Genomic DNA, 15509 nt, shown 5'->3' with positions numbered 1-15509 from the left:
GGGCGGCAAAGCCGCCCCTCTCACAACAAGAATTACAGGTTATTTTGTTCGTGATCCTTAACGATGCAACGTCTCCAGCTTCAGAGTGCCAAACTTGGGTGACCAGAACCCATCACGCCCCTCAAAAAATGCCACCTCTTTACACTTATCACGCCGATGATCTGGCAGGGAGCAGCGCAACATCGCCTTTTCTTTTCCCTCTTTGGTGTAGACGTAGCGTTCTAGCAAAGCACCGCAAACCGGGCATGGATGATCTACAAAACGATCGGGGCTGAGCGATCGCTCTGCATAGGGCAACTCATAACGCTTATTTTTAGGGTTCCAGAACATCACCGTGCCACAGGCTGGAGTAATACATTTCAGGAAATGATCCGCCTTCATCTTTTTGGAGTGGGACGAAATCTTATGCATTGGGTTCTGGCACTTGGGGCAAGGAGTTTGAGTCGGGATCCCATGCGATCGATGCTGTCCCTCTGAAATTTCCTCTATTGCACCACCAGCTTTGGCAGAAGCCATTTCCGGAGGCGAAGCGGTCTTGGAAGACCTTTTCTTAGTCTTCGTAGATGCTGGCTTTGCTTTTGATGCTGAGAAATTTTCAGTTCGTAGCCCAGGAGAGGCACTTGAGCCCAGAATTTGACGGGCTTTCTCTAGAGCAGGGGCAAAGTAAGTTTGATGCCAGGTTGTCAAATAAGCCTGCCAATCCTGCTGCCCCTGGGCAATCGTATCCAGAGCAGACTCCATCTGAGCTGTAAATTCTGGTTGGAGCAGGTCAGGTAACAACTCCTCCAGTGCCCCATCCAACGATAACCCCAGAGCTGTTGGGTGGAGTTTGCCCTTGTTTACCTGCACATAGTCCCGTTCCTTCAGAGTTTTGATGGTGGGGGCATAGGTACTGGGTCGTCCAATCCCTTTACGTTCCATGAGTTGCACCAGCTTTGGCTCCGTATAGCGGGGTGGCGGCTGAGTTTGCTTTTTCTCCGAGCCTGCTTGCTTCAATGTCAGGGGTTGCCCCTGCTGAACAGTGGGTAGTTGCGTGTCAGCACTCAGGTTATTCCAGTAGCGGGTGTAGCCTGCAAACTCGACTATCTGCCCTCGGGCTTCCCAATGGGCATTCTCAGATCGCGATAGGATGCGGCTTTTGCGCAGACGAGCGGGGCAGCACTGAGAGGCGATCGCCCGGTTCCAAATCAGCTCATATAGCCTACCGTCATCTCCACTCAACTGGGCTGGGAGCCGATTCACATCCGTCGGACGAATCGCTTCGTGAGCTTCCTGGGCACCCTTCACGGCCCGATGGCGTGTTGTTGTACTGGGCACATTGTCTGGATCGTTGCGCTCCAAATACTCTCGCACCGCATCGCAGAAGGGGGCTGCCAGCATCACTGAGTCCGTTCGCATGTAGGTAATGAAGCCCGCCTCGTAAAGGGATTGGGCTACCTTCATAGTCTTATCCGGGCTAAACTTGAGCTTGGCTCCGGCGGCCTGTTGCAAGCTGGAGGTAATGAAGGGTGGGGGTGGTGACTGGGTTGTCACTTTGCCGTCTACCTTGACGACTTGATGAGGATGGTTGCGGGCGATCGCCACTAACCGATCTGCCTCTTCCTGGCTCGTCACCCGGTCCGATTCTGGCCCCTTCTTTTCTGCTGCCGCATCATCCAGTTCCTCCTCCGACGCTGGCTTGAGCGCTTTCAAGTTGGCCCGATAAAACGCCTTGAATCCTTCTGCATACTCCACCCAGACACTCCAATAATCCTGAGGCTGGAATGCCTGAATCTCCTTCTCGCGCAGGCACAGCAGGTGCAACGTTGCACTTTGCACCCGTCCCATGGATTTTGCTCCAATGTTGAGCTTCCAAACCACATGCTTGCTGCCTTTATAACCTACCAACTTGTCCAGGCAATCGCGCGCGCGCCCTGCTGCAATGAGCGATTGATCCAGAGAACGGGGATGGGCGATCGCGGCCCGTACTGCCTGAGGCGTGATTTCGCTATAGACTACGCGGCGAGGGTTCTTGATCCGCAATTCCTGTTGCAAATGCCAGCCGATGGTTTCCCCTTCTCGATCTGGATCAGTGGCGATGTAGACGGCCTCGGCTTGTTTCACGGCCTGCCGTAAGTCGGCGATTACCTTTTTGCCGCGATCGCCCCGTGGAATATAGCGACAGTCGATGGTGTTGCCCAGGTCAAATCCGAGGGCATCTTCTCCGTCGTTTGCCAGTTCCCGAATGTGCCCCATGCTGGCTTTGACAATCCATCCTGGACCCAGAATCTGGCTTAGCTTTTTAGATTTACCTGGACTCTCAATCAACAACAGATTTGCCATCGCCCAACCGCAGCTCACTGCTTTAATAGTACACGCGAACTGCCTTGGTGGCACAAATGTAAAAGCCTGGATACTTAGTGCTTTGGTGATATTTCAAATGTGTGGTTAGGTGGAATGGAACGGGCGCATGTTCTCCCCCCAGATGGCGAATGAGTCCTTCGGCAATTGAGGAGGGTTTATAACTTTGCTTGAGCTATGCCCACTTAACTTAACCTGAGTTCGGGTTAAGGGCGTTTTCGAGTGCCGCGTAACGCGCGGCACTCGAAAACGCTCATTTTGGCGTGCGCTTTGCGCACGCCAAAATGGGCACTTCAGCTTATCCCGAACTGAGGTTAACTTAATTATTGTATTCATGCTGTTGTAAACACGTCATTAATTCTTCTCGAACAAATCAATGAAATGAAAGTTGTAATTCTGTACTAATTAACTCCTTCTTTTTTTCCATTTTCCGCATCGGATTGGTGTGTGTTTAAACGGTTCTATCCAATCGATCTGAGATGACGTTTGCATCATAATTTTAAAGCTGCCTAAGTATTTGAGAGGATCTCATTACTTCACAATATTTTCTGCTTTGAAAAAACAACAGATAACCCTAAATCCTAAAAGTTCTTCTATTACAGTGCTTTCAAGCATTCAAAATCTGGTTGTTTTTGTGAGAGCCGCGCGAAGAGCGGCTCTCACAAAAACAACCGTGGTTGATTCAAACGCAAAGTGCTGTAGGTTCTACTGGCAGAACTAACTGATGTGGCGAAAGTATCCAGTGGTAGCGAATGTGGAATTAGTGAAGTCGCTCGTCCGCTGTAAATCCTGCTAAGGGTAGATAAGATCCGCTCTCTTTGGACTGAGAATTAAGCTTGTGTTCGATGTTCCAGCATCATCACTTGCTACCAAAGAATTGCTGAATAGTACCTTGAAACTAGCTATTTGCCAAATAAAATCCTTTTTGAGGGCTGCGGAGATCTGCTGCTGCACTAAATTGCCTATATTTCCTTGTGGAAGCAGAGAATGAAACAGCCCATCAGAATTGACACTTTACAGTGGTTCATCGGGATTTACATTGTCGTCCGAGGGATGTTGATGCTGATGCTGCCTCATACCCTCAAGACTCATGTATTTGTTGCGATTCAAGCCCAATTGCCCTGGTTAGGGGCCTGGCAAGTCATTGCCGGGGTAACCCTGATTATGGCGATCACCCTGCTACCGCGTCGTCTGTTTCTGATGGCTGCCCACCTCATGGTGGCTTTTGCACTGTTTCAGGTTGCTCGTGGGCATTTTTTGGCAAACACCTGGACAGCACTGGTAGACTTCAGCCTTTTAGGGATTGGGATTGCGATCGCCCCCCTGATTCCTAGCTCCTGGCGGCTATCCCTCCCCCGGCAAATTGATCTGTTTGCCTTCATCATGGCCACTCGAAGCCTGTTAGATGGCTTGATTGTGCTGGCCCCCTTCAACCCTCAATTTGAGGCTCACCTCTATGATCCGGTTCGCCCCTATCTGCTCTGGTACGGTATTGGTTACCTGGTAGGCGGGTTAGCCTTATTCGCTGCCTATTTTTATCCAAAGACTCCACCCTGGTGCTTTCGATGTGCTCATCTAATAGCCGGTGGGGTCATGTGGGCGTGGACGATTGGATTGGGAGCTCCCACCTGGAACTCTGTTCTCTACTATGGTGGACTGGGTAGCCTATTGGCCCTTTTGCCATGGCTCTCCCCCTGGCTGCGACGGGTCGATCCGGGCTCTCTGCAAACTCAACTAGCTGTCACTCTGGTCAGTGTAGTCGTGTTGCCCCTCCTGACGGCAGTGACCCTCGTGACCCTCCCTCAGGAGCAGACCGTCATTCAGCAAGCGCTGGCGCTGCAACAAACGCTTGCCAAAGCTTTATCCCAAGATATTGCCAGTTATGTGAGCTTACATCGGGCAGCTGTCCATGCACTCGCGCAACAACCTAATTTGGCCAGCATGTCTCCAACGGAGCAGCGAAACTTTTTACGGTTGATTAACCAGACCTATACCGATTTCGTCGTTCTGGCCACCTACGATGCAGGAGGCAATGCGATCGCCCGCAGTGACAATCGCCCTTTAGGGCCTTCTATTGCCGATCGCTCCTCCTTTCAGACTGCGCGCCGGACGGGAGAACCAACGCTCAGCATTCGTGTCGGACGCGTTATCGGCAAACCTGTTTTCGTCTTTTTAAGCCCCTTGTATACCCGTAATCGAGAGTTTGCTGGGGTGGTGTCGGGGGCCATTGAGGCTACAGAGGTGACGAAACAGTTAGTAGAAACCTCCGGTACAGCGAACTTGAAAGCGTATTTAGTGGATGACCTGGGACGGGTTGTTGCCCATCCGAATACAGCCCTGGTAAATGAGTTCGCCGATTATTCAGCATCGCCTCCGGTAGCAGCAGTACTTAATCCAACCACGGGCTATGGGGGGATACATTACTGGGATTCGTCATCCTGGCAATTGGCTGGGTATGCCCATGTGCCAAAGCTAGGGTGGGGAGTGATCGTAGAACGTCCGGTAGCGGATGTTTTACGGGCACTGAATACACGGCGTAACCGTGACTTTGTCACCCTGATTATTATTGCAACGATCGCCCTACTCATTGGCTTATTAATTGCTCGCAGGCTCACAAAACCGCTCAGTACCCTGGCCTATGCTACCGAGCAACTGGCATTGGGCGATCGCCAGGCTCCCCTTCCACGCAGTCGTATTACAGAAGTAGCGCACCTTTCTCACGCCTTTGGGACTATGCGCGATCGCCTCATAGCCCGTACCGCAGAGCGCGATCAGGCCGAAGTTGAATTACGCCAGAGCGAAGCTAAAATGCGTCGTCTAGTGGAATCAAATGTGATCGGTGTGATTCTGGCGGATCTAAACGGCTCAGTTTTGGAAGCAAATGACGCATTTCTACAAATCATTGGCTATACCCGTGAGGATTTGCGTTGCAATCGCATCGGATGGAAGACAATGACGCCTCCGGAGTTTAGAGCTATCAGTCAGCACTCTGTGCATGAACTCAAAACTCAGGGCGTGTGTACTCCCTTTGAGAAGGAATACATCCGTAAAGACGGTAGCCGTGTACCTGTGCTAATGGGTTGTGCATTGATTGAAGAAGCGTCAAACCAGGTGATTGGCTTTGTACTCGATCTGACAGAACGCAAGCAAATGGAACAGGAACGCGAGCAACTGTTGACTCGGGAGCGTCTGGCCCGTGAGCAAGCTGAATCTGCCAATCGTATTAAAGATGAATTCCTAGCGGTGTTGTCCCATGAGTTGCGATCGCCCCTCAACCCCATTCTGGGATGGGCCAAACTGCTACAAACCCGTGAATTTGACAAACCTACCTTACAAAAAGCATTCGCCACCATCGAACGCAATGCCAACTTACAGTCGCAACTGATTGAAGACTTGTTGGATGTCTCGCGCATTTTACGGGGCAAACTTAGCCTCACGATGGTGCGTATAGATTTGGCCTCTGTCATTCAGGCATCCATTGAAACGGTACAAGCTGCCGCCTTTGCAAAAAACATCACAATCCAAACCCAGTTAGATACTCAGGCTGGGCACGTGCTGGGTGACAAAACCCGGCTCCAACAAATTGTCTGGAATTTGCTATCCAATGCGGTTAAGTTTACTGATCCGGCAGGGCGAATTGAAGTGTGCTTAACTCAGGTGGGTTCTGATGCACTCATTACTGTGCAAGATACAGGCCGAGGTATTTCTCAGGAGTTTCTGCCCTATGTGTTTGATTATTTTCGGCAAGCTGATAGCACGACGACCCGCAGATTTGGAGGATTGGGCTTAGGTTTGGCGATCGTTCGGCATTTGGTGGAGTTACATGGAGGAACGGTATGGGCTGAGAGTGCAGGTGAAGGCCAGGGTGCAACATTTACCGTTAAACTACCCGTGTTATGTGAATTAAAACAAGAGTTCGATGGGCCTTCCGATATAACCTCATTTGCTGCCGATTTGGCTTTGCACGGGATTCATGCGCTTGTGGTGGATGACGAAGACGACAGCCGCGATTTTGTTTGCTATGTTCTGGAACAGGCGGGAGCAACGGTTACAACAGCCTCCTCTGCGGTATTTGCACTGCAATTGCTGGAACATACCAAGGCAGATGTCCTTCTAAGCGATATCGGTATGCCCGAGGTGAATGGGTATATGCTCATGCAACAGGTGCGATCGCAAGAAGCCCAACAGGCAAAAACTCCTTTACCTGCACTTGCCCTCACCGCCTACGCGGGGGAATATGACCAGAAGCAAGCCCTTGAAGCAGGATTTCAGCTGCATCTCTCGAAACCTGTGGACCCGGAAGCATTGGTAAGGGCGATCGCTAAGCTTGTCATGATACCAACGCCATCATCTATAGGCGCGTCTCGCTGAGCTATTGCAATACCTGTTTTAGAATGACGTTTCAATAGGTGGATGGAAGGGGAACCTGCAACCGATTAAACTAGTACGCTGAGGCGGAAATCCATCACCTATGTTTTGTGTGGGGTGCTTCGCACCCCACACAAAACATAGGTTGTGAACTTAGGCCGCAGCCTACTAGTGCTGAGCCAGAAATGTGTTGAGCTCCTCGCGCGTTGGCAGCGAGGGCTGAGCACCTGCTTTTGTAACAGAGAGCGCTGCAACTGCGGTGGCCTGAGTCACTGCTTGCGCTAGCGGAAGACCTTCTGCTAAACCTGCGGCTAGCCCCCCATTAAAAGCATCACCCGCAGCAACAGTGTCAACGGCTTGTACTGGAAAGATGGGAACTTGCAAGGTTTCAGACCCTGTTAAGCACAGTGCCCCTAGCTTACCCAATTTTGTGATCACGGTTTGTACACCTCGTTGCTGTAAAACCAGTGCAGCCTGATGCGCAGTTTCTAAGTCTTTAACTGGAAAGCTAACCAGTTGACTGGTTTCAACCTGATTGGGAGTAATGATATCAATGAGAGGATACAGTTCGGCAGGTAAATTAGATTGGGCTGGAGCGGGGTCGAGAATGACGGTTACGCCAGCTTCTTTGGCAGCTTGAGCTGCCGATATGACAGCAGGTAACGGAATTTCAAGCTGAAGTAACAAAACTTGAAACTGAGGAAGTAGCGATCGCAACCGATCAACATCTGAAGTTTCAATATTGCCGTTAGCTCCTGGAATCACAATAATGTTGTTCTCGCTGGCGTCATCAACAGCAATAACAGCAACACCCGAATGGGTTGAATGATCGACTAAAACAGGGTCACATGCAATTCTGTCAGTTTTTAACCCTTGTAGTAGTGTTTGGCCGAAGCTATCATTTCCTACACGCCCAACCAGAGTTGTAGGGATTCCCAAGCGCGCTACAGCAACCGCTTGATTTGCTCCTTTACCTCCCGGAATCATTTCAAATGTATGTCCAGTTAACGTTTCACCGGGAGCTGGTAGCCGTGGCGTGCGGGCGACCAAATCCATGTTAATACTGCCAAAAATAATCACACTCATGATAGAGGAGAATTAAATAGGAATACTTTAATTATTAGTTATTCGGTGTTGATTTTACACTTTTCGCCTCAAATTTCCTGCTTTATTTCTCATATCTAATCTTCAGGTTGCTGTTTCTATAATCTTAGAGATCGCAATATTGAATTGTGTGAACGAATCCATAACATACGGTTAAAAGTAGATGGAACGCTTTATCTCTTTGATTGGCATCCTGGTATTTTTTGGGCTTGCCTATCTATTATCCGTTGACCGTAGAGCTATTCAGTGGCGTACTGTTGTATGGGGCTTTGCGCTGCAATTTCTGTTTGGCGTGTTTGTGTTAAGAACAGGAGTTGGTTTTCACCTATTTAATGGAATTGGTAATTTAGTGACCGCCTTTCTGAATTTTTCAGATGCAGGGGCGGAGTTTGTCTTTGGTGAAAATTTTAGAGACATATTCTTTGCCTTTAAGGTAATGCCTACGGTCATATTCTTTTCTGCCTTTATTAGCCTGCTCTACTATTACGGCATCTTGCAGCGGCTTGTGAGTGGCATCGCCTGGGTTATGCAGCGAACTATGAAAACTTCAGGTCCTGAAACAACATCCTGTGCGGCCAATATTTTTGTCGGGCAGACAGAGGCTCCCTTATTGATTAAGCCGTTTATCAACCATCTAACGGAATCAGAACTTCATGCCGTTATGGTGGGTGGATTTGCAACGGTTGCTGGAAGTGTGCTAGCCGCCTTCATTGGGTTTGGGCTTTCTGCACAAGCCTTGATTTCAGCAACTGTAATGAATGCGCCGGGTGCGTTAGCTATATCAAAAATTGTGTATCCAGAGCTAGAAAGGTCTCGCTATCGATCAAACAGAAAGGAAAGAAGTGCGGTATTGCCTGTGAATCGTAGAGAGCATACCAAATCATTAGGAGATGAGATTGCTGGCCCGAATCCTGGTGCTCCTGCAGCAACGATGGCCCGGTATCCGAATGACGATGTCGGCAGAGATATTGATCCAGACGCTAATACAGAAGATGTAATTGAAGAACGTTTACAGGAAGACGAAGAAATCAAATCAGAACAATCTATTGATAACCCGATCGCTGCCATCGCAGATGGCGCTATTCAAGGGATGAAGCTGGTTCTCAATATCATTGCCATTTTGATTGCATTCCTGGCACTTATCGCATTTTTGAATGCTATTCTGGGCTGGTTAGGTGGATTGGTTGGATTTCCCCAACTCTCCCTGGAATGGCTACTATCTTTGCTGCTCGCTCCGCTCGCTTTCCTCATGGGAGTTCCCTGGCAAGATGCCGGGCAAGTTGGGGTTCTGCTCGGTAAAAGAACGATTATTAATGAGTTCGTTGCCTATGTTGATTTGAGAGGCATGGTAGAAGCCAGGGCAATTTCTGAACGATCAATCCTGATCGCGACCTTTGCGCTCTGTGGTTTTGCAAATATTTCGTCAATTGGTCAGCAAATCGGTGGTATTGGCGGAATTGCACCCAAACGAATTCCAGACCTTGCCAAGCTGGGCTTCCGAGCCATGCTGACTGGAACGTTATGCAACTTTATCACCGCTGCGATCGCTGGGTTATTGCTCTAATTCTTCTTCAAAGAGCTATTCCGTATGCGATACGAGCACAAAAAAGTTATCCCTCAAGGAACTCCAATTCACAATCATGCAACTCGATAAACCCAAAATTATCTTAGATACTGATCCGGGTGGTGATGATTCGTTTGCGCTGCTGTGGTTGCAGAGTTTAGCGAAACAGGGATTAGCGGATATTGTTGCAGTCACCGCTTCAGCCGGCAATGTGAATGCACGCAACACCTTTTTGGGGGCCAGCAAGCTGCTTGTTGCAGGCGGCTTTGATGCTGTAGAAGTCGGTCGAGGCGTGGGGCAACCGGGAGCCGAGATTGAAGATGCGGCTCACATCCATGGAGCAGATGGGATGGGGAATTTGTCCCATACGCTACCTGAGGTGAGCCAATCCTTTGAGACAGCCCGTCCATCTGATGAGGTTTTGATTGAGAAACTCAATCAGATGCCGGGGGAAATTACGATCGTTGCGATCGCCCCCCTCACCAATCTGGCAGCCGCAGAACAAAAGTCACCCGGCATTCTCAAAAATGCCAAAGAAATTGTGATCATGGGGGGAGCCTTTCAAACGTGGGGAAATGTGACACCTGAAGCCGAGTTTAATATTGCGTTTGATCCAGAAGCGGCGAACGTCGTGTTGAACAGCCGGGATGACTTAGTTGTCATTCCGCTTGATGTGACGCATCACCTGATCTTTACGCCAGAGATGGCCAGACAAGTCAGCCAGGTAAACCCACAAAATAAAATTTCTCAATTCATCGTGCCGCTCTGTGAATTTATGACGAGCACGGCCTTGGCCTACCGTGAAACAAAGGGAGTTTCTGGGTTTCTGGTGCATGATGCCGCAACATTGGCTTATTTGTTCTACCCTGAAATGCTGCACTTTCAGCGAGCAAAGGTAGAAATTGAAATGCAGGGAACCTGGACACGAGGGAAAACATTATTCGATCGCCGTCATAGTGCAAAGCAATCGGCCAATGCCTGGGTTGCGCTTCAAACCAGAAGTGTTGATTTACTAGCCGTGATGGTTGAGGATCTGAAAAAGTTGGTCCAGGATTAATACTCAACCAGCTTTTCCACGTAACGGTAGTGTTCTGCGGGTGTGGTGAAAAGGACACTTTGTGCCTCTTTCACCACACCCCATCCATGTATTTGAAACATGACCCAAATAACAGAGTAAGTGGTTGCACTTAAACGTACAGCGCTTTTCAAGCGCTTAAATCTGGTTGTTTTTGTGAGAGCCACGCAGAGCGCGGCTTTCACAAAAACAACGTGGTTGATTCAAGGGCACAGCCTTTTAAGTCCTATATTTAATGGGGCTGAGTACGCCAATCGTACCAAAGTGGTTTGCTACAACAGGTAGAAATTGGCCCTTGCAAAGACTCAATCCATCTCGCTAAGCTCAAGCAGTTATACACTGTCATGTTCTAAAAAATAAAGAAACACATTGTAGGTTTCTCAATTTTGAGCTGGTAACAGCGCATCACACTGCCAACAACCATGGGAAATCGATTCGTTGCTTACCGACATACCCTGAAGGACATTCATCCCGAAACTCTGGGGCTGTTCTATGGTTTTTTAGGGGTGTTAACGTTTAGCCTGACGTTGCCAGCGACTCGTGTGGCCGTAGCAGAGTTGGAGGCCACCGTCGTTGGCTTGGGGCGGGCTGTCGTGGCAGCAATGCTCGCGGCTGTGTTGCTAAAAGTAACTCGGCAACCGCTTCCCGCTCGTCGTTATATAGCCAGCCTGGGAATTATCGGACTGGGAGTCATTGTCGGTTTTCCTCTGCTCTCTGCCTGGGCCATGCAATTCTTACCAGCTTCCCACGGTGCAATTGTATTGGGCATTTTACCCCTGGCGACAGCGTTAGCCGGAGCATTACGGACAGGCGATCGCCCCTCTCCAGCTTTCTGGGTATGCAGCAGTCTAGGTAGTGCGATCGTCGTTGGGTTTGCCATCCTATCGGGTGGGGGGCACCTGCAACTGGCAGATCTGGCATTGTTGGGTGCGGTGATCGCAGCGGCTATTGGCTATGGCGAAGGTGGCCGCTTATCCCGCGAATTAGGAGGATGGCAAGTAATTTGTTGGGCATTGGTGTTATCTGCCCCGTTTCTGGCAGTGCCGGTTGCCTTCAGCGTAATCAATCATGGGATACAGGGTTCGCTTCAAGCCTGGTTGGGCTTTGGCTATGTCAGTGTGTTTAGTATGTTTTTGGGCTTTTTTGCCTGGTACCATGGGTTGGCGATCGGCGGTGTTGCCCGTGTTAGTCAGGTGCAGCTGTTGCAACCTTTTTTGACCCTCTTTGCCTCTGCGTTCTTGCTCCATGAGACAGTCACACCGATGACGATTGGTACAGCTCTCATTGTGGTAGTCATGGTTGCTCTGGGGAAAAAAGCGCCGATCGCCCGTTCCAGCTGATAATTCGTTAAGGGATTGATGTGGCGTGCTTCGCACACACCATCAATCCCTTAAGAGCGTGAATTTAATAGGACCCTGATTTTTGAGGAAGGCTCGACTATGTCGAGCTTTCCTCAAAAATCAGGGTCTTATTTTGTACGAGATCCTTAAGGTTTGTTTGGCCAGCTATTGTGGGCGTGACGCTCTGGGCCATGCCCACAATACTGGTGAGGTATAACTTGTGCTCCTACCAACAGCGAAGCCGCTGATTTACCCGATCGCGATTTGCCTGATCCTGAATCAGTGCCGTCACCTGGAGCGCTTGAGGTCGTCGCCCCATCAACACATAACGCAGGGCAATTTTTTCCAGTAAACTGGCCCGATCAAAATCATCCTCTACTACCGTTGCTCCTTCTGTTCCAAACACCAAAACACGGGTTTCTGGATCTGCCACGGTACGTGTTACCTCTAGAGCTTGTGTCAGTGCTCCTAAAGCTTCCACGGCTTGATCCGTTTGGCGATAGCGATCGCTCAGTACCAACAACCATCGTGCCCGTGTCTCCGGCAACTCCAGCCCATCCAACATAGGTGGAATCAACCCATACTGCTCAGCATCAATTGCTTGCTCAATCGCCGCCTCAAGCGTATAACTACGCGGGCTAGTTTCCGGTATCAACTGAGCCAGTTGCAGAGCAATGACATGCTGGTCAGTCGCGCTAAACTTTTCCACCAGAGGCTTTAAAGCCGCTGTTGCTAAATACGGTTCCGTAAAGCTTGGCACGATGGGTTTCATCTGATCGATCAATTCCTGTGCCTGGCTGATCTGACCGGTGCGGCTGTAGGCCAGGGCGATCGCCCCCAATGCTATCACCTTATCCTCGGGCCGAGACAAGGCCCGCGTTTGTTGAAGTGCCTGATCAAACAACGGTGTAGCTGGATCGATACCACCGATGCGGTACACTTCCCCGGCGATCGCTGCCACAACCCGAATCCGGTAAGCCGTATAGGCTGCTTCGATCTGCTCGGCCAAGCTTAATGCCCGATCCACTTGATTGGCTCGCACATAAACCTGTGCTACAGATTCCAAGGCAAGAGTACGGATCTCCACCTCTGCTGGATTGATCGCCGCGAGTGCCTGGCTTACGCTGGCATCATTCCCCGCCTCCGCAGCACGATAGGCAATGTCAGCCAGCACCTGCCCTCGCGAGTAGTAGGGGAGCGCCGGATCGGGAACTAGGGCCAGACGAATCGCCTGGTCATACGCCTGGATTGCGATCGCCCGTTCCACCTCACGGCTAATGTTGAAACCTTGCCAATCCTCTGGAAGTTGCTGGGCAGCCGCTACCATTTCTTCAACGACGGCATCTGCCCGCTCTGCGTTTCCAGCCTGTCGGTAGGCTAGTGAAACAGTCGATAGAGCAGAGAATCGTTGTTCTGGCCTTGACAAAGCACGAGCCACCCTCAAGGCTGTCTCAGGTTGGAGCTGAGCATAGCCCTCGATAAATGGATTTAAAATCCCAATCTCTTCTGGAGACATTTCCCCAACCTGGGCATATAACGCCGCAGCCTGCTCAGAATTACCCTGACTGGCTTCATACTCGGCAATTTTGAGCAATGTTGCGGCTCGTACCGCAGGGGATGCAATCGTACCGGTCAGGTTCATGGCGGTCGTTCGATCTCCCGCCCGGAGGTAAGCTTCCGCGACTGCTTGCAGCACGTAACCCTGATTTTCGGGATCATTTTTAATCTGCTCAGCCAAGTCCAGCGCTGTTCCAACTTGATCGGCCTTGGCGTAGACAACTGCCACCTGCCCTAAAGCCCGTCCCCGCCGACTTGGGTAAGCTGGATCATTGACCTGATCTGCAATGGCTCGTGTCTGATCAAGAACGGTCATTGCTCGCACGGGTTCCTGAATCTTTAAGTAGGCTTCTGCCAGAGGGGCCAGAGCATTGGTCTGAAATTCCGCTCCACGAATTGTCTGGCTGGCCTGTAGAGCCTGGTTCAAAAGTGTTAACGCGGATTCTGGATAGCCCAGTTCTGTATAAATACCCGCCAGAACTGTAAAGAGGCGAGTTTTAGAAAAACTATGCCCACTACTCAGGGTTTGGGTCGCCTCGACTGCCGCAGTGAGAGCAGGAGCGATCGCCGTTGTGTCTTTTGTTTTAACCGAGTAATCAACTAATTGCCGCCATTGAGCATATTGCTGATTTGATTCCTCTAACAAAAACAAAGTTAGATAACCTGCCCGCGTTTGCTCATCTAACTGACGAGTTGCCTCAAAAAAATCGCCCAGGGTTTGCCCAGCCTGAGGATAATTCTGTTTCCGTAGTTCACGCTCAAATTCGTTTTGAATATCGAGCAAGGCTCCCTGTATCACTTGCTGCCGCTCTGTTGCACAGACTACAGGTTGCGCCTGGATAGGACCCTGTGCCTGTACAGGCACCCAAGCCGAAGCAAGCGGTCCCATCAGACAAAGGGCCATCACCCCACTCAACCAGCGGGGCTGTATTTGCACGCTCACCATAAAATTTCTCGTTGTAATGAACCGTGTATGTCTAAAGATTTGGATACACTACATCACCAGACGATTCCTAACTCCAAAAGTGCCAGAACAACCATTCACACAGTTTTCTAGCATCTCTAGTTTTGTATCTGTATCGCTCAGTGCAGGACAAAACCCTTAAACCCCAGCTTTTCCGTTATGGCAGCTTTGCCCTCATAGCGAAAAATTTGGGTTTTAGAGATAGTTTATTTTTTGTCTCATACTGACAGGACTTACGCAAGTCCGCTATCTGTAGCGCATTTGTGTTGTGGGTGGGGTGCGAAGCACCCCACCCACAACACAAATGCGTAAGTCCTGACTGAGCTGCATTGCATATGTAGGCTTACAACGCTTTTCAAGCGCTTAAACCTGGTTGTTTTTGTGAGAGCTAGAGCCGCGCAGCTCTCACAAAAACAAGCGTGGCTGATTCAAGCGCAAAGCGCTGTAATTCAATTGAACAAAAAGCCAGAACCTGTGTTGCTCGTGAAACGGGTGGTACAGTCTTTTAGATTTTATGTTTAATTTTGCCCATTTTCTTTACCAAGTGCGATGGGCAGGATCATAAACATGGTGAAAAGCGGCCATCCGTGGATTCGAAACCTTTAAACAGGAATTGGAATTTAGATGAGACAACTGATCTTCAACAACTTCAAGGCGAGATTCTAGACGCTCTAACTCATCCTTTACGGTAGTAGAGGATTCTTCAAGTTCCTCACTCATGTTCTCCTGAAGCTCATCGGGGGATGGGCTTTGTGTAGACTGCGGCTCCGTTTCTATTGAATTAAGGGGGCTGTTCATAGTATTGCCTCTCATCTGTGGCGATCGTGGAAGCATTCCTCATCTCAATTCTGACGTTTTTCTAGAAGAGCAAAGAAAACCGTATAGATACTTAAAACTTAGGAAGAAAGACTTTACCTTTCTTTGCAAATTTCCCAAGATTTAACCTCTTAACAAGCCGCTGAGAAGCACAAACAAAATAACCTGTCATTCTTTTTGTGGGAGTCGCAGCATCGCCATCATTCTCGCAAAAAGAATGATAGGTGATTGAAGGCACATCCTAAATAACTCAACTCTATTAAATGTACTAGTACTCAGCGGCTTAAGTTTGCCTATGATTAGAGGGTTGCACTGCTCCCTAAGATTATGCCTGGACTCCGCCCTCCAGTTTTGACCCTTAGCCCCAGCGACCAAGCAGCT

The 15509-nt window shown here is 49.7% G+C and carries 8 protein-coding genes; 4 read left to right on the top strand and 4 right to left on the bottom strand.

The window, feature by feature from the left end; genetic code table 11:
* Positions 1-57: 57 nt before the first annotated feature.
* Positions 58-2322, bottom strand: coding sequence for a type I DNA topoisomerase (topA, locus tag NDI52_RS25375; RefSeq protein ID WP_190772789.1), 2265 nt, complete (start codon positions 2320-2322; stop codon positions 58-60).
* Between the two features lie 1005 nt (positions 2323-3327).
* On the opposite strand from topA, the gene NDI52_RS25370 reads away from it, so the two are divergent.
* Complete coding sequence (locus NDI52_RS25370) at positions 3328-6711, top strand: ATP-binding protein (protein ID WP_190772788.1); 3384 nt, start codon at positions 3328-3330, stop codon at positions 6709-6711.
* A gap of 165 nt (positions 6712-6876) precedes the next feature.
* Here NDI52_RS25370 and rbsK read toward each other — a convergent pair whose 3' ends face one another.
* Entirely contained in the window at positions 6877-7794 is a 918-nt protein-coding gene (rbsK, locus tag NDI52_RS25365; protein ID WP_190772787.1) for a ribokinase, read from the bottom strand.
* A 181-nt stretch (positions 7795-7975) separates the two neighbouring features.
* Here rbsK and NDI52_RS25360 point away from each other — a divergent pair, with 181 nt between their 5' ends.
* From NDI52_RS25360 to NDI52_RS25350, 3 genes are all read left to right on the top strand, one after another.
* Entirely contained in the window at positions 7976-9376 is a 1401-nt protein-coding gene (locus tag NDI52_RS25360) for a nucleoside transporter C-terminal domain-containing protein (protein WP_190789545.1), read from the top strand.
* 76 nt (positions 9377-9452) lie between these two features.
* Positions 9453-10433 carry a nucleoside hydrolase gene (locus NDI52_RS25355; protein ID WP_190772785.1) on the top strand — a complete coding sequence of 327 codons (981 nt, stop codon included), beginning with the start codon at positions 9453-9455 and terminating at the stop codon, positions 10431-10433.
* Between the two features lie 440 nt (positions 10434-10873).
* The gene (locus tag NDI52_RS25350; protein WP_190789544.1) at positions 10874-11791 is read left to right on the top strand and encodes a DMT family transporter; all 918 of its coding nucleotides are present in this window, start codon (positions 10874-10876) and stop codon (positions 11789-11791) included.
* Positions 11792-12017: 226 nt separating this feature from the next.
* Here NDI52_RS25350 and NDI52_RS25345 read toward each other — a convergent pair whose 3' ends face one another.
* Complete coding sequence (locus NDI52_RS25345; RefSeq protein WP_190772783.1) at positions 12018-14294, bottom strand: hypothetical protein; 2277 nt, start codon at positions 14292-14294, stop codon at positions 12018-12020.
* A gap of 555 nt (positions 14295-14849) precedes the next feature.
* On the bottom strand, positions 14850-15110 hold the full coding sequence (locus NDI52_RS25340; protein WP_190772782.1) for a hypothetical protein: 261 nt from the start codon (positions 15108-15110) through the stop codon (positions 14850-14852).
* Positions 15111-15509: the final 399 nt, after the last annotated feature.

This window comes from Leptolyngbya sp. PL-A3 (assembly GCF_039962325.1).
Taxonomy (GTDB): domain Bacteria; phylum Cyanobacteriota; class Cyanobacteriia; order Elainellales; family Elainellaceae; genus Vacuolonema.
Note: the sequence above shows the minus strand (reverse complement) of the source record. Positions and strands in the feature narration are given on the sequence as shown.